The sequence below is a fragment of the Spirosoma sp. genome (assembly GCF_048594605.1).
Taxonomy (GTDB): domain Bacteria; phylum Bacteroidota; class Bacteroidia; order Cytophagales; family Spirosomataceae; genus Spirosoma.
The window spans coordinates 1-17,416 of record NZ_JBMDWV010000282.1 but is presented as its reverse complement, the minus strand read 5'-3'; the positions used below and the strand labels follow the sequence as shown (position 1 = coordinate 17,416).

General features: G+C 49.3%; 17 protein-coding genes. 12 read left to right on the top strand and 5 right to left on the bottom strand.

The window, feature by feature from the left end:
* The 5 genes from ACOJS8_RS16905 to ACOJS8_RS16885 all read right to left on the bottom strand — a co-directional run.
* Window positions 1-700: peptidoglycan DD-metalloendopeptidase family protein (locus ACOJS8_RS16905; protein WP_420149723.1), on the bottom strand; the 700-nt coding region annotated here is incomplete at its 3' end.
* A gap of 117 nt (window positions 701-817) precedes the next feature.
* The gene (gene trxB, locus ACOJS8_RS16900) at window positions 818-1,789 is read right to left on the bottom strand and encodes a thioredoxin-disulfide reductase (RefSeq protein ID WP_420149722.1); all 972 of its coding nucleotides are present in this window, start codon (window positions 1,787-1,789) and stop codon (window positions 818-820) included.
* 185 nt (window positions 1,790-1,974) lie between these two features.
* Complete coding sequence (locus ACOJS8_RS16895; RefSeq protein WP_420149721.1) at window positions 1,975-3,942, bottom strand: OmpA family protein; 1,968 nt, start codon at window positions 3,940-3,942, stop codon at window positions 1,975-1,977.
* Window positions 3,897-4,544 carry a 7-carboxy-7-deazaguanine synthase QueE gene (locus ACOJS8_RS16890; RefSeq protein WP_420149720.1) on the bottom strand — a complete coding sequence of 216 codons (648 nt, stop codon included), beginning with the start codon at window positions 4,542-4,544 and terminating at the stop codon, window positions 3,897-3,899. Before ACOJS8_RS16890 ends, ACOJS8_RS16895 begins: the two co-directional genes overlap by 46 nt.
* 102 nt (window positions 4,545-4,646) lie before the next feature.
* Window positions 4,647-4,793 (bottom strand): hypothetical protein, encoded by a 147-nt coding sequence (locus ACOJS8_RS16885; RefSeq protein WP_420149719.1) that lies wholly within the window; start codon window positions 4,791-4,793, stop codon window positions 4,647-4,649.
* A 59-nt stretch (window positions 4,794-4,852) separates the two neighbouring features.
* Between ACOJS8_RS16885 and hisG the strand changes: the two genes are divergently transcribed.
* The 12 genes from hisG to ACOJS8_RS16825 all read left to right on the top strand — a co-directional run.
* Window positions 4,853-5,713 (top strand): ATP phosphoribosyltransferase, encoded by an 861-nt coding sequence (gene hisG, locus ACOJS8_RS16880; RefSeq protein ID WP_420149718.1) that lies wholly within the window; start codon window positions 4,853-4,855, stop codon window positions 5,711-5,713.
* Window positions 5,714-5,799: 86 nt separating this feature from the next.
* Window positions 5,800-7,089, top strand: coding sequence for a histidinol dehydrogenase (gene hisD / locus ACOJS8_RS16875; protein ID WP_420149717.1), 1,290 nt, complete (start codon window positions 5,800-5,802; stop codon window positions 7,087-7,089).
* Between the two features lie 31 nt (window positions 7,090-7,120).
* Window positions 7,121-7,360, top strand: a complete 240-nt coding sequence (locus ACOJS8_RS16870) for a hypothetical protein (protein WP_420149716.1) — start codon at window positions 7,121-7,123, stop codon at window positions 7,358-7,360.
* Window positions 7,357-7,737 (top strand): type II toxin-antitoxin system VapC family toxin, encoded by a 381-nt coding sequence (locus ACOJS8_RS16865; RefSeq protein ID WP_420149715.1) that lies wholly within the window; start codon window positions 7,357-7,359, stop codon window positions 7,735-7,737. The genes ACOJS8_RS16870 and ACOJS8_RS16865 overlap by 4 nt, the downstream gene beginning before the upstream one ends.
* Window positions 7,734-8,234 carry a peptide deformylase gene (locus ACOJS8_RS16860; protein WP_420149714.1) on the top strand — a complete coding sequence of 167 codons (501 nt, stop codon included), beginning with the start codon at window positions 7,734-7,736 and terminating at the stop codon, window positions 8,232-8,234. The genes ACOJS8_RS16865 and ACOJS8_RS16860 overlap by 4 nt, the downstream gene beginning before the upstream one ends.
* 10 nt (window positions 8,235-8,244) lie before the next feature.
* Window positions 8,245-9,372: a histidinol-phosphate transaminase gene (gene hisC / locus ACOJS8_RS16855; protein ID WP_420149713.1), complete on the top strand. Its 1,128-nt coding sequence runs from the start codon at window positions 8,245-8,247 to the stop codon at window positions 9,370-9,372.
* A gap of 10 nt (window positions 9,373-9,382) precedes the next feature.
* Entirely contained in the window at window positions 9,383-9,913 is a 531-nt protein-coding gene (locus ACOJS8_RS16850) for a hypothetical protein (protein ID WP_420149712.1), read from the top strand.
* A gap of 94 nt (window positions 9,914-10,007) precedes the next feature.
* Complete coding sequence (locus tag ACOJS8_RS16845) at window positions 10,008-13,337, top strand: UvrD-helicase domain-containing protein (RefSeq protein WP_420149711.1); 3,330 nt, start codon at window positions 10,008-10,010, stop codon at window positions 13,335-13,337.
* A gap of 27 nt (window positions 13,338-13,364) precedes the next feature.
* The gene (locus tag ACOJS8_RS16840; RefSeq protein WP_420149710.1) at window positions 13,365-14,228 is read left to right on the top strand and encodes a phosphatase PAP2 family protein; all 864 of its coding nucleotides are present in this window, start codon (window positions 13,365-13,367) and stop codon (window positions 14,226-14,228) included.
* Between the two features lie 42 nt (window positions 14,229-14,270).
* Window positions 14,271-15,230: a methylenetetrahydrofolate reductase [NAD(P)H] gene (gene metF, locus ACOJS8_RS16835; protein ID WP_420149709.1), complete on the top strand. Its 960-nt coding sequence runs from the start codon at window positions 14,271-14,273 to the stop codon at window positions 15,228-15,230.
* A 134-nt stretch (window positions 15,231-15,364) separates the two neighbouring features.
* Window positions 15,365-16,732, top strand: a complete 1,368-nt coding sequence (locus tag ACOJS8_RS16830; protein WP_420149708.1) for a glycoside hydrolase family 88/105 protein — start codon at window positions 15,365-15,367, stop codon at window positions 16,730-16,732.
* Between the two features lie 125 nt (window positions 16,733-16,857).
* A partial coding sequence (locus ACOJS8_RS16825; protein WP_420149707.1) for a cupin domain-containing protein occupies window positions 16,858-17,416 on the top strand: 559 nt, incomplete at its 3' end.

Below are 17,416 nucleotides of genomic sequence, written 5' to 3'. Positions count from 1 at the left end.
CCTTAACAAGCTGCCCTGTTTCGACAGTCTGTTTCGACATATGGCCATAAAGCGTCTCGAGACCGTTATAGTGACGCACCAGTACGTAACGGCCATAACCGTTTCCATCCCAGCCTACTACGCGCACAATACCATCAAAAGCTGCATAAACCGGGTTGCCGGTTTCGAGATCAAGATCGGCGCCTGTGTGCCATCGGCCCCAGCGATACCCGAAGTTTGACGTCATTTTGCCTTCGTTCAGCGGAGCGGACCAGAATCGTTCAGCGGGAGGATCGTAGAGCTTGATGTCGATGGCTTCATCGAACTCCAGCGGGTTGATATTGTAAGGATCAATTGTGTGTGAGTCCCAAACCGCGTAGTAATCCGCAATTTTTACCCACTCGTTTCCGACTAATACAGAGTCAATTACTTCGACAACGCTGGTTTCTCCCTGATCGAGGTGGCTGGTGTCTTCACTCACCACCGGATTTAATGCTTTTTTCGGTTCAAACTGGTTACCGTAGCGTAACTGAGTTTTCTCCTGTTCAAACTGGTCGTCCGCTTTTTGAGGCTGATCAACGACGGGGGCATTCGGGTTAGGTTCACTCTTGGGCGTAATACGCAGGTTATTTTTAAATCGCCCGCGCTCCTGTGCCTGTGCCGTTACGGTCAAACACAGACACCCAATGGCCAGTAGCCATTGCATAGCGGTTTTTCTCATTGGTAATAGATGAGTCGATAGTTGCCAGTCGATAATCGACAATGACTGATGCACGAATTTTACGTTCGCGTGGTCAGCTATTGGTGACTGTCGACCGATGACTATCGACTATGTTTATTAATGAACAATTTCTTCGCCTTGCATTTCCAGCGTGACCAGGTAACGTTCGGCGTCAAGAGCTGCCATACAACCGGTTCCGGCGGCTGTGATGGCCTGACGATAGATGTTATCCTGAGCGTCTCCGCAGGCAAATACGCCAGCAATATTGGTACGGGTACTTCCTTTCTCGGTTATGATGTAGCCATGCGCATCCAGATCAAGGAAATCCTGGAAAATATCTGTATTGGGTTTGTGACCAATGGCTACAAAGAAACCTGTTACGTCGAGGATGCGCTCCTCACCCGTTACGTTATTCTTTATCCGAACACCTGTTACGTCGTCGTCACCCAATACTTCTTCCGTTTCTGTATTGTATAAAATTTCGATGTTATGCGCTGTCTGGACGCGCTTTTGCATAAACTTCGACGCCCGCATTTCCTCACGCCGAACCAGCATGTATACCTTACGGCACAGATTAGCCAGATAGCTGGCTTCTTCAGCCGCCGTATCTCCAGCGCCAACAATCACTACGTCCTGCCCCCGGAAAAAGAAGCCATCGCAAACGGCGCAGGCAGATACGCCACGACCATTGAGACGCATTTCGGAAGGAAGACCAAGCCATTTAGCCGTAGCCCCTGTCGAAATAATTACGGAGTCAGCCGTGATTTCGTGTTTATCGTCAACGATTGCCCGATGCGGATTACCGGGACCGGGGTTTTCAGCAAACTCAACCTGCGTGACCAAACCATAACGAATGTCGGTTCCAAACCGGCGAGCCTGGGTTTCGAGGTCCTGCATCATCTGAGGGCCCTGAACCCCATTGGGGTACCCTGGAAAATTATCTACTTCGTTGGTGATGGTCAACTGACCGCCGGGCTGTGAACCCTGATAAAGAACCGGGCTCATATTGGCCCGTGATGCATAAATGGCGGCTGTATATCCGGCAGGTCCAGAGCCTATAATCAAGCACTTTACGTGTTCAGAAGTCATTGCAAATGAAAGGAGGTTGTCATGTAGCTAATAAATACCCTCGATATGAAATCCAGGAGCATTTGGACAACATACACAAAATTGAAAAAAATCCCTCAAAATGCAAAAGCATGGAGGAAAGGGCGAAGGGGTGAGGGCAGGTGAATAATTTCATTAGCCTCACGTCCTTACCCCTTCCCCCAATGCTACATCACCCGCCACTCGATCCGCCGATTCATAGCCCGATTTTCATCCGTCGTATTTGGAACGATCGGGCGAGTTTTTCCGTAACCGACAGCTTTGATACGACCGGGCTCGATGCCAGCTTTGGTCAGGTACGTAACAACCGACTGAGCCCGTTTTTGGGAAAGCGTAAGATTGGCAGCTGCATCGCCTTTGTCGTCCGTGTGCCCTGAAATCTCAATTCTAACCGCCGGATTTGCTTGTAAAAAAGTTGACAAACGATCCAGCTCAGTACGTGATTTTTCGGCCAGATCGTACCGGCCCGACTCGAAAAATAGATTGTTTAAGGTTTCGTTGGCGGAAGTACCAGCGATAACAGGCTCCAGCGGTACGCTCAACGACATGCCATCGCCCTTGATTTTCTGCGTAAAATCGAACGACAGACTCTTAAACAAATAACCCGGTACGCTGACGTATAACGCATATTCACCACCGCTCGGCAACACGGCTGTATACTGGCCCGTCTGCGCGTCAGCCTGTACTTTCGAAACAACCTGATTGGTTTTCAGATCAACTAACTCAACCGTAGCGGCAAGCGGATTTTTGGTTTTGGAGTCGGCTACGATCCCTTTCAGGTAACTGACGGGCTTCACGCGGTCACGTAGCGTTTCCGGTAGGTCGAACGTGTAAAGTCTTGATTTCTGGGAAACCCCGTCTTTTTGTTCCTCGTACGAATAATAAGCCCGTTTGCCATTCGCCGACACAAACAGCGACGCCTGATCTTCTGAATTATTGATCGGATAGCCCAGATTCGTTGGTGCCGACCAGCCCGACGCTCCATTATCTGTCACAAACAGGTCATAACCACCCATACCTATATGCCCATCTGATGCGAAGAATAGACTTTGTCCGTTCGGATGAATAAACGGGGAGGCTTCATTTAGCGACGTATTGACGGGGGCTCCTAAATTAACTGGCTCCGCCCAGTTCCCGTCAGCACCAAAATCACTACGCCAGATGTCGCGGTGTCCTTTCCCTCCGGGGCGGTCAGAAATAAAATACAACTGGCGGCCATCGGCGGATAGCGCGGGCTGCGACTCATAATACCGGCTATTAATGGCGGCACCCAGATTTTCGGGGGCCGACCAGTCGCTACCCGTTTTACGGCTCATGTATAAATCACAACTACCGTATCCTTTACGTCCCTGGCAGGCGGTAAAAACCAGTGTTCGTCCATCGGCTGAAAGGCTGGCTGTTCCTTCGTTTTCCGGCGTATTAATATTGGGTGAAAGCGAGGTTGGTGGTGACCAAACTTCGCCGTTGAACGTAGCAACCATTAAATCTTCATCGCCTTCGGGTTTCAACGCCGTAAAAACCAGCGTCTGCTCATCAGCCGTCAGCACCGGAAAATACTGAGAGGGGGTCGTTTGTAGTACCGACGACAAGGGCTTCGGTTCAACGGCCTGTGGATGTTGTAGGGCTTCCTGTGCGAAGCGAGCGGTTTCGAGCTGCCGCGAAACCCGTTTAGCCTGTACAGACTGAGGAGGGAATAGCGTCTGAAACTTTTCGAGATAGGGGAGTGCTTCACTGTATCGACCTAACCGAAGCAGAATGGTGCTTAACGCCTGATACGCTGCGCCAGAGGTCGGACTGTCGGGTTGAAGCCGAATCGCGTTCCGGTAAGCAGTTATGGCCGGTTCGTATTGTTTCCTGAATTCATATAACTGACCAAGTTTAAGATGAGCATCCAAAAAATTGGGGTCCTCCTTAACGGACTGCTCCATAAACGGAATGGCCTCACTGGCCTTTCGTTCACCAAAGAGTCTAATTGACTGGTCATATAATTCCCGCGCTTTTTTGGTTTGAGCATAGAGCGAAGGGCAGAGGGTGAGCAGCAGAAGGCATAGACTAAAGAAGAATCTACCCCATGCCCTCTGCTCAACACCTACGGAATATCCATGTACTTGTGTGTCTGCAACGAAATTTGCCATTGCGGATTATTTTTTACGTAATCAACGATGCGAGGCAGCATTTCATTGGATCGACTCCATTCGGTTTGCAAAAAGAGTTTGCAGTCGGAACGTAGCAACGGCACAAACGACTCGGCAAAGGCAAAATCCGATTGATTGTAAACAATTACTTTAAGTTCGTCTGCCTTGTCGAAAATGGCGGGATTGGGCCTCTTAAACTTCTTAGGCGAAAAACAAATCCAGTCCCACGAACCCGTAATTTCCTGACAAACACCAGATGTTTCAATGTTCGTCCGAAAACCAGCGGCTTGCAGGGCTTCGGTCAACGTAGTAAGGTCGTGCATAAGCGGTTCGCCACCCGTAATTACTGCCATCCGGCCAGGGTATTGTAAAGCGCCTTCGACGATGCTGTCGATGGAAAGTTTTGGATGAGCGTCGGCATCCCAGGATTCCTTCACGTCGCACCAGTGGCAGCCTACATCGCAGCCACCCAGCCGAATAAAGTAAGCCGCCCGACCCGTATGCGCTCCCTCGCCCTGTAGCGTATAAAACGCTTCCATAACGGGTAAGCTGGTTACAGATTCGGTGACTATCGTTGTCGGTTGTTTCTGTTCTAAAAGCATACACAAAGATACGGAAGGTTGGCGCGATTATAATCCTGTTTATCCGAAACGTCGGCCCGGCTGTCAATCCTGTCAAAAAACTATTACTTTTGCGCCATGATTTCAAAACGGGCCACTCATTCTCCTTTCCGACATCGTCGCCATCATGGTCGCTAGCATCCGCGCCGATACGTCGTTGTATTCCCGTTTTCCTGTATTTTTGCCCGCTGATTTCCTGAAGTATACTTCATCCATCGAAAGTCGGTTCATGTAAAACCATGATGTGTGTGACTCGATCATATATCATCAATCATAGATCATAAATTTCTGTGTCTTCTTTATTACGTATTGCCCTACAAAAATCCGGTCGACTGAGCGAAGATTCGTATCAGCTTTTCAAAGAATGCGGCATCCGCTTCGATTATGGTACCGGCAAACTCAAATCTGTTTCGTCGAATTTTCCCGCCGAATTCCTGTTTTTACGCGATGATGATATTCCTGGTTACGTAGAAGATGGCGTGGCCGATCTGGGTATCGTTGGCGAGAACGTAGCGGTCGAAATGGGACGTAACGTCGAAACGATTCATAAACTTGGATTTTCGAAATGTCGACTGTCGATTGCCGTTCCGCGCGGAACCGACTGGACGGATGTTCAGCAGCTGGAAGGACGTAACATTGCTACATCCTATCCGAATTTGCTGGGGAAATACTTAGCCGAACAAGGTGTTCGGGCGGAGATACACGAGATTAGCGGTTCGGTGGAAATTGCGCCGAGTATCGGACTGGCCGAAGCCGTTTGTGATATTGTCAGTTCGGGCAGTACGTTACTGAGCAATGGGTTGAAAGAAGTAGAAACGATTTTCCGCTCCGAAGCCATTCTGATTGCCCGTCCTGAACTTGACCCGGATAGACAGGCGTTAGTCAATAAGTTGCTGTTTCGAATCAAATCCGTACAGGCCGCCAAGAATAACAAATACATTGTGCTGAACGCCCCCAACCATTCGCTTGATAAAATTACCGCGTTATTGCCAGGCATGAAAAGCCCGACCGTAACACCCTTAGCGACAGAAGGCTGGAGCTCGGTGCATTCGGTGCTGAACGAAAACGAGTTCTGGGAAAACATCGAAGCCATCCGGGCCGCTGGCGCCGAAGGGATTCTGGTTATCCCGATCGAGAAAATGATCTACTAAAAAGTGATGAGTGATAAACGATAAGTGATGAGCTTGTCGGGTGGACAAGCTCATCACTTATCGTTTATCACTCATCGTTCATGACTATGAATATCCTTTCTTTTCCCCAACGTAGTGAATGGCCCTATCTGCTGGCCCGGCCGGTGCAGTCGACGAAGCAGATTGAAGCGGCTGTTGCCCCAATTCTTGAGCAAGTACGTACCAACGGCGACGTAGCGCTGATCGAACTGGCTAAAAAATTTGATAAGGTTGATCTTAGCGTATCGCAGCTACGTATCGACGCCGAGGAGTTGGAGGCTGCTGAAAACCAGCTTGGCGATGAGCTGAAAAATGCGATTCGGCAGGCGTATCAGAATATTCGGCTGTTCCATGAGAAGCAGAAGCAACCCGTCGAAAAAATTGAGACGATGCCGGGCGTTACGTGCTGGCGCAAAAGCGTTGGGATTGAAAAAGTTGGCCTGTACATTCCGGGCGGAACGGCTCCGCTTTTCAGTACGGTGTTGATGCTGGGCATTCCGGCGCAACTGGCCGGTTGTCGGGAGATCGTACTGTGTACACCGAGTAATCACCCGGCCATCTATTTTGCTGCCAAACTCGTTGGCGTAACCAAAGTTTTCCGTATCGGTGGCGCACAGGCTGTTGCGGCTATGGCGTACGGAACGGAGTCAGTACCGAAGGTGTATAAAATTTTCGGACCAGGAAATCAATACGTAACGGCTGCCAAAATGCTGGTGGCAAAAGAAGGCGTAGCGATTGATATGCCCGCCGGACCAAGTGAAGTGGCCGTTTATGCCGACGATTCGGCTGTGCCGGCATTTGTCGCGTCTGACTTGCTCTCACAAGCTGAGCACGGCGCTGATAGTCAGGTATTGCTGGTGTCGACCAGTAAGAAGCTTATCAATAGCGTAAACCTGACCCTCAGCACGCAACTTAGCCGACTGCCGCGTCAGGAGTTAGCAGCTAAAGCGTTGGAAAACAGTAAAATGATTCTAGTGGAAACCCAGGTCGATGCCATTGACCTGCTGAACGCGTATGCCGCCGAACACCTGATACTGAGTATTGAAAATGCTGAAGACGTAGCGGAGAAAATCATAAACGCAGGCTCCATTTTTCTCGGAAACTACACCCCTGAATCAGCCGGAGACTACGCTTCTGGGACGAACCATACGTTGCCAACCAATGGATTTGCGCGAGCCTATAGTGGCGTATCGCTGGATAGTTTTGTGAAGAAAATCACCGTGCAGCAGATTACGCCGGAAGGATTGCAGAACGTTGGCCCTACAGTCGAAGCAATGGCCGAAGCCGAATCGCTCGATGCACACAAGCGGGCCGTCAGTCTGCGGCTGGCGCATTTGGCAGAAACGAATCCGGCGTAGAATTGCTTATATTGCTGAAAAACGAAAAACTATGGAGCGGGTATTAATTGAATTCGACACTCCGCAGGATAAGGCGTCTTTGCTGGCTGTTCTGTCAAGGTTCAACGCACGAGTTGTTGATAATGAACAGGCTGCCAAACAAAAGAAATTCATTGAGATAATGTATGAAATTGCTGCTAAAGGCGGTGTAGGTGATTCATTTGGCGACCCTTCGGAGTGGCAACGGGAAATTCGTAGCTGGGACAAGGTATTACCTGGGCGTGAAGAATGATCTTAGATAGTAATATACTTATCTATGCCGTTGAACCCGCAAGCGATGTTTTACGCACATACCTATTCGAACGTAGTGGACAATTGTATGTTTCGCTGATTTCTAAGCTGGAAGTATTAGGTTACCACAGATTACAGCCTGACCATAAAGCAGATTTAGAAAAGTGGCTCGATGTTTCATTTATCTTCCCAATTACCGACGACATTATCACCGAAGCCATTCGTCTTCGTCAGCTGCGTAAACGCTCATTAGCTGATTCAATTATTGCCGCTACGGGCCTGCTTTACAATCAACCCATCCTGACGAATAATTCGATTGATTTCTCTGATATAGAAGGTCTGGAAATTATCGTTCTGACGGATATTTTACGTCAATGAAACAGCTCGCTGACCTTTTACTTCTTGGTGATTCGCGTCTGTACGAAACCTGCGAACCTGTGCTGGAATCCGAATTACCGCTGGTGCCGGGCTGGGTAGCTGATCTGCATAACGTAATGGAAGAAATTCGGACAACGTATCAGTTTGGACGGGGCATTGCGGCTCCGCAGCTTGGTATCATGAAACGCCTGATTTACCTGAACGTTACAAAGCCACAGGTCATTATCAATCCTGAGTTTGTGGCAGTCAGCGACGAAATGGATGAGCTTTGGGACGATTGCATGAGTTTTCCTAATCTGTTGGTACGTGTCCGCCGACATCGTAGTATAACGCTGACGTACCGGGATGAACATTGGAATCAGCACACCTGGGACGTAACAGATTGGGGATTGTCGGAACTGATTCAGCATGAATACGATCATCTAAACGGCGTACTTTGTACAATGCGTGCCATTGATTCCCAATCGTTTCGGTGGCGACCAACGCCAAAAAATTAATAAATCAATTATGTTTACTCTTCAATCGATTCTCCGCCCGCACATTCTTTCGCTAACGCCTTATTCATCCGCTCGTGATGAATATACGGGCAAAGTGGGGGTTTTTCTGGATGCTAATGAAAACCCAATTGGTTCCACTACAGATACGGGTGATTATAACCGCTATCCTGATCCGCATCAATTGGTTATCAAACAAAAACTGGCGCCGATTAAAGAGGTTCGGCCTGAGCAGATTTTTCTGGGCAACGGCTCCGACGAACCGATTGATTTGCTCGTGCGTGCTACGTGCGTACCGGGTAAGGACAACATGTTGATTATGCCGCCGACCTATGGGATGTATGAAGTGTCGGCAGCCGTAAATGACGTTGACATCATCAAAGTTCCACTGACGCCCGATTTTCAGGTTGACGTGCAGGCTGTTTTAGCGGCCATTACGGAACGGACGAAACTGATCTGGCTGTGTTCACCGAACAATCCATCGGGGAATCTGCTGCAGGATGAGGCAATACGTACCATTCTTGATGCTGCCAACCATTCGTTAGTGATTGTCGATGAAGCGTACATCGATTTTGCTGATACGCCTTCGTGGACAACCCAACTCGATACGTATCCAAATCTGGTTGTACTGCAAACGTTCTCGAAAGCCTGGGGATTGGCTGCGCTACGACTGGGCATGTGTTTTGCATCGGAGGAGCTGATTAACGTACTGAATAAGATCAAGCCACCCTATAATATTTCGGCACCCACGCAAAGGCTCGCGTTTGACGCGCTCTCCCATGAAGCCGCAAAGAATGAAATGGTTACCAAAATTCTGGCTGCTCGTCAGAAACTGGCCGAAAATCTGCGTTCTTTGCCTTCGGTACAGGGTGTTCATCCGTCCGATGCCAACTTTCTGCTGGTGAAATTTGATCAGGCAAAACAAGTATTTGACCACCTGATTGATCAACAGGTAATCGTTCGCGATCGGTCGAAAGTGAAGCTGTGCGATAATTGCCTGCGAATTTCGGTCGGTACTGACGCTGAAAACGAGCGGCTTCTGGACGTGCTTCGACGCATGAGCAGTTCGCCAGTGCCTGCTAATTTACCACTTGGGTCAGGAGAGGAAGCTACCCGGCCGGAATTTGTATCAAACGTTTGACACTACACTTATGAGAAAATTACTTTGGGTTACCACACTTGCCTTGTTAAGTTGGCTAATCACTCCGGCTACCGCTTCGGCGCAGTATAGCAACTGGTCGATAGGTGCCCGAATTGGTGAACCATCCGGCATAAATATCCGCAAATATTTTGGTGATAAACATGCCTTTGACCTGAATATTGGTACGTATGGCGGCTTATATGGTACCCGTCGGAGCTATCGGGTTGGTGAATACAAGAGCGTCGGTTTAACCTTTCAGGGACATTTTCTGTGGCATACGGCCCTGACGAAAAGCGAGAGCATTCGGGCTTATTACGGTTTCGGTGGCCAGATTAATAACCGAAAATATTACCCGCCCCGGTTAAATGGCGAATACGAAAATGCGTTGTCTATTGGAGGCTCGGGCATTGGCGGGCTGGAATTTTTTCCGGCTGGTAAACCGTTCTCTATTTTTCTTGAAACAGGTCTTTACGTTGAATTGCTTCAGGCTCCCTTTTTCCTGAGCCTTAACTCGGGAGTAGGGTTGCGGTATAACTTTTAAAAAGCAATCGTTAGGAATCAGGCATCAGACGATCGTAGATTGTACTATGCGCTACGTTCGCCTGACGACTAATTTCTAACGACGGCTACGGCTCATGTTTAAAATCTACAGTTCTTCAGCCGGATCGGGAAAGACGTACACACTCACCAAAGAGTACCTGAAATTGGCGTTACGTCCGGATGCGAAAGACGATTATTTCCGGCATATTCTGGCTGTTACGTTTACGAACGCAGCCGCCAACGAAATGAAGAACCGGATTCTGAAAAACCTGGCCGACATTTCCGGCGGTGAAGAATCGGTTTTGCTGAATGAATTGGTTACCGAACTTTTTGGTATATATCCCGGCACCGAATCATTTGCTATTGCTGAACGTAACCTGCGTACTAAAGCGGCTAATGTTTTCCGAACCATCCTGCATCGCTACGCCGATTTTAGCGTAACGACAATCGATTCGTTCACGCAACGTATCGTCATGGCTTTTACGGACGAACTGGGATTACCGTATTCGTTTGAAGTTGAGCTAGAAACTGACGAAGTGCTCGAACTGGCCATCGACAACCTGATCGAAAAGGCGGGAACGGAGGAAATGGAAGAGATTACAACCATCCTCAGCGAATACTACGCCAACACAGCGAGTGAGGGCAAAAGCTGGAATCAACTCCCCGAACTGCTTAAAGAATTTGGCCGAAATCTGACATCAGATCAATTCTATGAAGCGGTAAATGCCGCTCAGGAATTATCGCCTAGCGCTATCCGGGCGATACGTAACCAGCTTATCGAGCATAATCAACTGGTTGAAAACGAAGTTGTTGGGCATGGTCAACGCGCCTGGACACGTATCGTAGAAGTGGGTCTGGATGAGACAGATTTTACGTATGGAGCGGCTGGAGTAGGGGGATTTCTGAAGGCCATCGCCGAAGGAAACGCGGGCAAAGAAGCCGGTATCCGCGTGTATAATGCCCTTGACAAAGGCGAATGGTACGGCAAGAAAACGCCCCTGGCGGTTCAGGGAATCATTGACGCCATAACTGACGAGCTGTGCGATTGCATCCGGCAAATCACTACAATCCGTGAAGCGTCGGGTCGGCAGGTGGCTTTATTTGATTGTTTATTGCCCCATTTGCAGAAACTTGCTCTGCTGAAACAAATGCGGGTTGAATTTGACGAACTGCTACGTAAAGATGGACGGGTCCATATCTCTGAATTTAATAAGAAAATTCTGAGCATTGTCGCGACGGAACCAGCGCCTTTCCTCTACGAGCGTTTGGGCGTCAAGTTCAATCACATCCTGATTGATGAATTTCAGGATACATCCCGACTCCAGTTTGCCAATCTGTTGCCGCTCATCGAAAATGCTCTCGGCAGTGATCATTTCAATCTGGCGGTGGGCGATGGTAAACAGGCCATTTACCGATTTAGAGGTGGCGATATGGATCAGATTGTATCGCTGCACCGGAAAGATCTGGAAAGCCTGAAAATGGCGCATAATCCAGACTCCTGGACCGCTGAACGTATCAATACGCTGGGAGGGCACCTGGCCGATGAACGACTGGACACGAACTGGCGTAGTGCCGAGCCGATTGTGCGGTTCAATAACGACTTCTTCGAGTTTACAGCTCGTAAGTTTGAGCATCAGCATCCAAAACTTGCTGACGTATTTGATGCCGAGCAACAGTTTCACCAAAAAGCACAGCCCAAAGCCCGGCAGGAAGGGCATGTGCAGATTGATTTTGTTCAGAAAGACGAGGAAGAAGGAAAAGACCTGACAAAAGCCACGCTCGACATGACCATCGAGCATCTGAAAAAGTCGCTGGCAGATGGATACCGGTACGGCGATATTGCGATTTTGTGTCGCAAAAAATCCCATGCCAAAGCATTGGCGAACGAATTGAACGCTCGCCAGATCCCGCTGATTTCCGCTGATTCATTATCGCTTGAATTTTCGGACCCTGTGAAATGGATCGTTACGGTCATGCAGGTGCTTCAGCGGCCCGACCATAAAATGCTGCGCTACGAACTGTTGTATTTGTTCCATCGTGTCGTGAAAGGCATCTTTCCCGACGACGACCTGACCAAAACATTACATGACCTGGCCGAAGGGGACGTCTTGGGCGTGTATGATTACCTCACATCAGAAGGTTACCCACTCGATCCTTACGCCCTGGGTCAATTGAACCCGTACGAGTTGGCTGAGCGTTTGACGGCTCAGTTTGGACTGTTTCGTCAGGCGGAACACAATCCGTTTCTGTTTCGCTTTCTGGACGAAGTACTGGCGTTCAATCAGAAACGTAGCGGACATTTAAGCGATTTTCTGCTTTATTGGGAAGGGGTCCGGCAGAAGATTTCAGTGGAAGGAAACGCCCGTGATGCCGTTAGTATCCAGACAATCCACAAAGCAAAAGGTTTGGAATATCCAGTCGTTATCATTCCATTTGCCAACTGGAAAGTCGAGCCTATCAACGACAGCACGATCTGGCTTGATCTAACCAGAGTGCCAACGGATAAGCTGACGCACGAAAACGGTTCCGGACAACTGGCGCAGTTGCTGTCGGCACCGGCCAATACAACGGGTAAGCTACGTAGTACGCCAGAGCCGATTGCGGCTCAGTATGAAGAAGAACTGACACGCACATTTCTGGAAAATATGAATCTGCTCTACGTAGCGTTTACCCGGCCAACGGATCGACTCTACGTAATCAGCGAACTGAAAGAGTTTGGGAAAGGCGCGCCAAATACCATTGCTCACTGGCTACATGCGTTTCTGCGCGACAGCGACGTAGCGCGTCAATGCGGATGTAGCTGGCTGGAAGGAACGTCCCGATACCTCGTCAGCCTGTGTGATAGCGCCGTCTCACGCCAGAAAGTTGAGGAGAATCTCGATGAAATTGTACTGGAAGAGGTAGTGAGTGGGCATCGCAGTCAGGATTTGCAATTGCGCAGGCAGGCCGACCGCGTGTTCGACGTCGCCACTTTTGAGCGTACGCGCGAACGTGACCGGAAACTTTGTGCGGCCCTGAGTTTGATCAGAGGCCCCGAAAGTGTTGACAATGCACTTCGGCAACTCGTCAGCGAAGGGCTGGTCCGTAACGCCGAATACGAAGAGCTGAAGCAAAGTCTGCTGGCAATTATTCGTCACCCGGCACTATCGTCTCTTTTCGACGCAACGCTACGTATCGATACGGATCGTAGTATCTTGAGCCGCCGACGTATGCATGGTGCTCCGCATCGGGTTGTTCATTATCCCGAGGGAAACATTGTGCTAGTGCAATATGAGTCAGTCGCAACGGCAGATTCTTCTGAAGCTTATTCGCCCATCGATTCCCTGCGCTATTTCACCAATCTTTACCGCGAAATGGGGTATCCGGAAGTTGAAGGCCGACTGGTGTATCTGACGAATGAGCCGCAGGTGGTGCGCGTGGGCTAGCATACGTAATGGATAATGTAAACTTTTATGGTCGACGTAGTTAGCAGTTTCAGAGGAGTTCGGTTGAAGAAAAAAATCATTCCATTTTTCATTATCCAGTATACGTTTCTCATCACGGTTTCTTTCGCGCAGTCGCCGTATCAGCTGAAGACCGGGAAAGAAATTACATTACTAGGTACAGGGGCGGTGTCCTTGGGAGCTTCTGTAGCCCTCAGCCACGCCATCGATCCGCTAACGCCCACGGAAATTGCTGTGCTGAATCCGACGGACATCAATTCGATCGATCGATCGGCTACTGGGCACTGGTCGCCGACGGCGGCTAATCTGAGCCACGTTACGTTGACTGGAACGGTCGCTTTGGCGGGTGGACTGGCGCTGGGAACAAAACCCATGCGACAGGATTTTAAAACCGTTGCGATTATGTATGCAGAGACCATGCTGATTGGCAACGGAATAGAGCGTACCATCAAAGCGATAACGCAGCGGCCACGTCCGTTTGTTTACAATTCGGATGTGCCGCTGGATGAGAAACTTGACCGTGATGCGCGACAGTCGTTTTTTTCGGGTCATGCTACCAATGCATTTGCCTCAGCGGTTTTTGCCAGCGAAGTATTCCGGCATTATTTTCCGCATTCACGACTGAAGCCCGTTATCTGGGTGGGTTCGCTCGGATTGGCAACAGCTACCGCCGTGCTACGTTATGAAGGTGGCAAACATTATCCAACCGATTTAATTGCCGGCGCTGCGTTTGGCTCATTAGTAGGGTGGGGCATTCCAAAATTGCACGAAGTTAAAAACCAGAGCGGTATTGGTCGGCGACTCGACATACAGCCGTGGAGCAGTGGTTCAGCTAAGGGAATTTACGTGCGGCTGGCTGTGTTTTCCCGCTAACGCTTGTCTTCATTGCCTGATTCGACAGGCTTGTTTTATCCAATGACTAAAATTACCGATCACATTAAGGCTTCTAATGGCAAACCCATTTTTTCGATTGAAGTCATTCCGCCGATCAAAGGGGACAATCTAAAGAATCTGCTCGACAACATTGAGCCTTTAATGGAGTTTAAGCCGCCGTTTATTGACGTTACGTATCACCGGGAAGAATATATTGAGCGGCCATTACCGGATGGAACGATTCAGAAAATTGTAACCCGAAAACGTCCCGGTACAGTCGGTATATGTGCGGCCATCATGCATAAATTTGGCGTTGATCCGGTTCCACACGTACTATGTGGCGGCTTCACCCGAGAAGAAACGGAAGATTTTCTGATCGATCTGCACTACCTCGGTATCGACAATGCGCTGGTACTTCGTGGCGATCCGGCTAAGCCGTTTACTACGTTCAAAGCCAAAGAGAATGGTTATTCATACGCCAGCGAACTGGTGGAGCAGGTCGCTAATATGAATCGGGGCATTTATCTGCACGAAGAAGACACGCCCCTGGCTCCCAGCAATTTCTGCATTGGCGTAGCCGCTTACCCCGAAAAACACTTCGAGGCAATGGATCATGATGCTGACTTTTATTACCTGAAGCAGAAGATCGACAAAGGCGCGGATTATATTGTCACACAGATGTTTTTCGATAATAAAAAGTATCTGGATTTCGTGAGTCGCTGTCGGCAGGCGGGCATTACAGTGCCAATCATTCCGGGTCTGAAGCCGTTGTCTACCCGTAAACAACTTCAGATATTGCCCAGGTTATTCCACCTTGACATGCCGGAAGATCTTGTAAGAGCCGTTGAAGCCTGTGAAAATGATCAGCAGGCGCGGCAGGTCGGGGTAGAATGGTGCACTCAGCAATGTCGTGAATTGATGGCTGCCGGTGCACCCGTACTGCACTTTTATACGATGGGTAAAGCCGATAACGTAATGAAAATCGCCCGTGAGGTGTTTTAAGGCATAGGGCACGGAGTGCAGAGCAGGAGGGAATTATCCAGGAAGTTAGTCTTAGTATAGACTAAGTATCTGAGCAAGAGATTGAGCTTTTAAGAGAAAGAAATCTGCCGTTACAAGGCTGAATCTTACTCTATATGCTGAAAATCACTACATCTGTTATTATCCTTTTTGCCTGCGTTGCTACGTATCCGTTCTCATTTGCTCAGACGCCTGCGCCCAAAGCCAACGACTCGACAACACCGCTTCATTTGCTGCAACCCGATTATCCAGTGCCATATGGACAACCGAAAGCCCCCGACGTAGTGAAGGTGCTGGACCGGGTTTATAAATACCTTGATGAATCGACACCCACCCAGGTAATTGACAAACAATCAGGCCAAGTCATTACCGACCTTACAAAATTCAATACAAACGCTGTCATCAAACCGGGTGATTTCCGACTGACCAGTTACGAATGGGGTGTTACGTATGCGGGTATGTTGCTTGCCAGCGAAGCTACCGGCGATGCGCGTTATGCTGATTACACAAACAAGCGACTGAGCTTCCTGAATTCGCTACGTCCTTATTTTCGGGAGCAGGTTAATGCCGACCCACACGCCAATACGTCGCTCCGGCAGATGCTGGCTCCTCACGCGCTTGACGATGCAGGCGCCATGTGTGCGGCCATGATTAAGGCGACGCGTGCCGGAGGTGTCAAAGCTGATTTTCGTCCGCAGATTGACGCCTTTATGAATTATATCATGACGAAAGAATATCGGTTGTCGGATGGTACGTTGGCGCGGAATCGCCCGCAACCGAACACGCTCTGGCTCGATGATTTGTTCATGAGCGTTCCGGCACTGGCACAGATGGGCAAGTTGACGAACGATCGGAAATACTACGATGAGGCTGTTAAACAGGTGCTTCAGTTTTCGAAGCGGATGTTCAACAAAGAGAAAGGTTTGTATATGCACGGCTGGGTGGAAGGCATGAGTGTTCATCCGCAATTTCACTGGGCGCGGGCCAACGGCTGGGCGATCATGACAAAAGTTGAGCTGCTGGACGTATTGCCCGAAAATCATCCTGGGCGAGCCGAAATTTTGAGTTTGTTACGTGCCCATGCCCAGGGGCTGGCATCCTGTCAGGCAGGGACCGGATTCTGGCATCAGCTGCTCGACCGGAACGATTCGTATCTGGAAACATCGGCTACAGCTATCTACGTGTACTCCATCGCGCGGGCCATCAACCGGGGTTGGCTGGATGCGAAAGCCTACGCGCCCATGACGCTGCTGGGCTGGAACGCCGTTTCGACCAAAGTGACGGATAAAGGTCAGGTTGAGGGCACCTGTGTGGGCACAGGAATGGGCTTCGATCCGGCGTTTTATTATCATCGGCCCATCAACGTATATGCGGCTCATGGCTACGGACCGGTGCTGCTCGCTGGTGCCGAAGTAATCAATCTCCTGAATAAAAAAGCGTTCGAAATAAATGACAGTTCGCTTCAGTTGACCGAGCGAAAATAAAGCAACCTGTATCTATCCGAATTTTTTAAGGTCGGGCTCAGTATTCAACAGGACCGGATAATAAAAGATTAACAAGCGGTCTTGTCGGCAAATGTAAATTGGTCATTATCGAAAATCGACTACTGATGAAGAGAAACCGATTTATTGCCGCCCTACTGACAATGGCAACTGTACCATCTTTGCCGTCTTTTGCCGATATCAAAAAAAAGTTTCGACCGAACAAAGGGTTTAAAATCAGCGCAGGAGAGGGGCGTATTCATGGGCCCATCAAACTCAAAGGAGTCAATGCGAACGTACTGTCTGTAAAAGTTTCGGGAAGCGATACAGATGGTGATCTAGCCGTATTTGAGCAGACATCTCTTTCGCCCGGAAGAGGAACACCGCTGCATATGCATCCGGCGCAGGATGAGATTTTCTACGTAGTGGAGGGTGCGTATTACTTTCAGGTGGGTGACGAAAAATACCATCTGAAAGTGGGCGACAGCATCTTTTTACCCCGTAAAGTACCTCATGCCTGGACGCAGGTTGCTGAAACAGGAAAAATGATCGTGATTCTGCAACCGGCGGGAAAACTGGAAAATTTCTTTGTCACGATGGCCGCCATGAATCACGAACCATCCAGGGAAGAAGTCGCGAAAGTGTTCAGTGATAACGAAATGCAGGTAGTGGGTCCTCCGCTTAAGA

Excerpts from the sequence above, each read along its gene's own strand:
- ACOJS8_RS16870 (WP_420149716.1), top strand. The coding sequence starts at position 7,121 with ATGGAGCGGGTATTAATTGAATTCGACACTCCGCAGGATAAGGCGTCT.
- ACOJS8_RS16845 (WP_420149711.1), top strand. The coding sequence starts at position 10,008 with ATGTTTAAAATCTACAGTTCTTCAGCCGGATCGGGAAAGACGTACACA.
- ACOJS8_RS16840 (WP_420149710.1), top strand. The coding sequence starts at position 13,365 with ATGGTCGACGTAGTTAGCAGTTTCAGAGGAGTTCGGTTGAAGAAAAAA.
- hisC (WP_420149713.1), top strand. The coding sequence starts at position 8,245 with ATGTTTACTCTTCAATCGATTCTCCGCCCGCACATTCTTTCGCTAACG.
- ACOJS8_RS16885 (WP_420149719.1), bottom strand. The coding sequence starts at position 4,793 with ATGAACCGACTTTCGATGGATGAAGTATACTTCAGGAAATCAGCGGGC.
- ACOJS8_RS16860 (WP_420149714.1), top strand. The coding sequence starts at position 7,734 with ATGAAACAGCTCGCTGACCTTTTACTTCTTGGTGATTCGCGTCTGTAC.
- ACOJS8_RS16830 (WP_420149708.1), top strand. The coding sequence starts at position 15,365 with ATGCTGAAAATCACTACATCTGTTATTATCCTTTTTGCCTGCGTTGCT.
- ACOJS8_RS16850 (WP_420149712.1), top strand. The coding sequence starts at position 9,383 with ATGAGAAAATTACTTTGGGTTACCACACTTGCCTTGTTAAGTTGGCTA.
- ACOJS8_RS16890 (WP_420149720.1), bottom strand. The coding sequence starts at position 4,544 with ATGCTTTTAGAACAGAAACAACCGACAACGATAGTCACCGAATCTGTA.
- hisD (WP_420149717.1), top strand. The coding sequence starts at position 5,800 with ATGAATATCCTTTCTTTTCCCCAACGTAGTGAATGGCCCTATCTGCTG.
- metF (WP_420149709.1), top strand. The coding sequence starts at position 14,271 with ATGACTAAAATTACCGATCACATTAAGGCTTCTAATGGCAAACCCATT.
- trxB (WP_420149722.1), bottom strand. The coding sequence starts at position 1,789 with ATGACTTCTGAACACGTAAAGTGCTTGATTATAGGCTCTGGACCTGCC.
- ACOJS8_RS16895 (WP_420149721.1), bottom strand. The coding sequence starts at position 3,942 with ATGGCAAATTTCGTTGCAGACACACAAGTACATGGATATTCCGTAGGT.
- ACOJS8_RS16865 (WP_420149715.1), top strand. The coding sequence starts at position 7,357 with ATGATCTTAGATAGTAATATACTTATCTATGCCGTTGAACCCGCAAGC.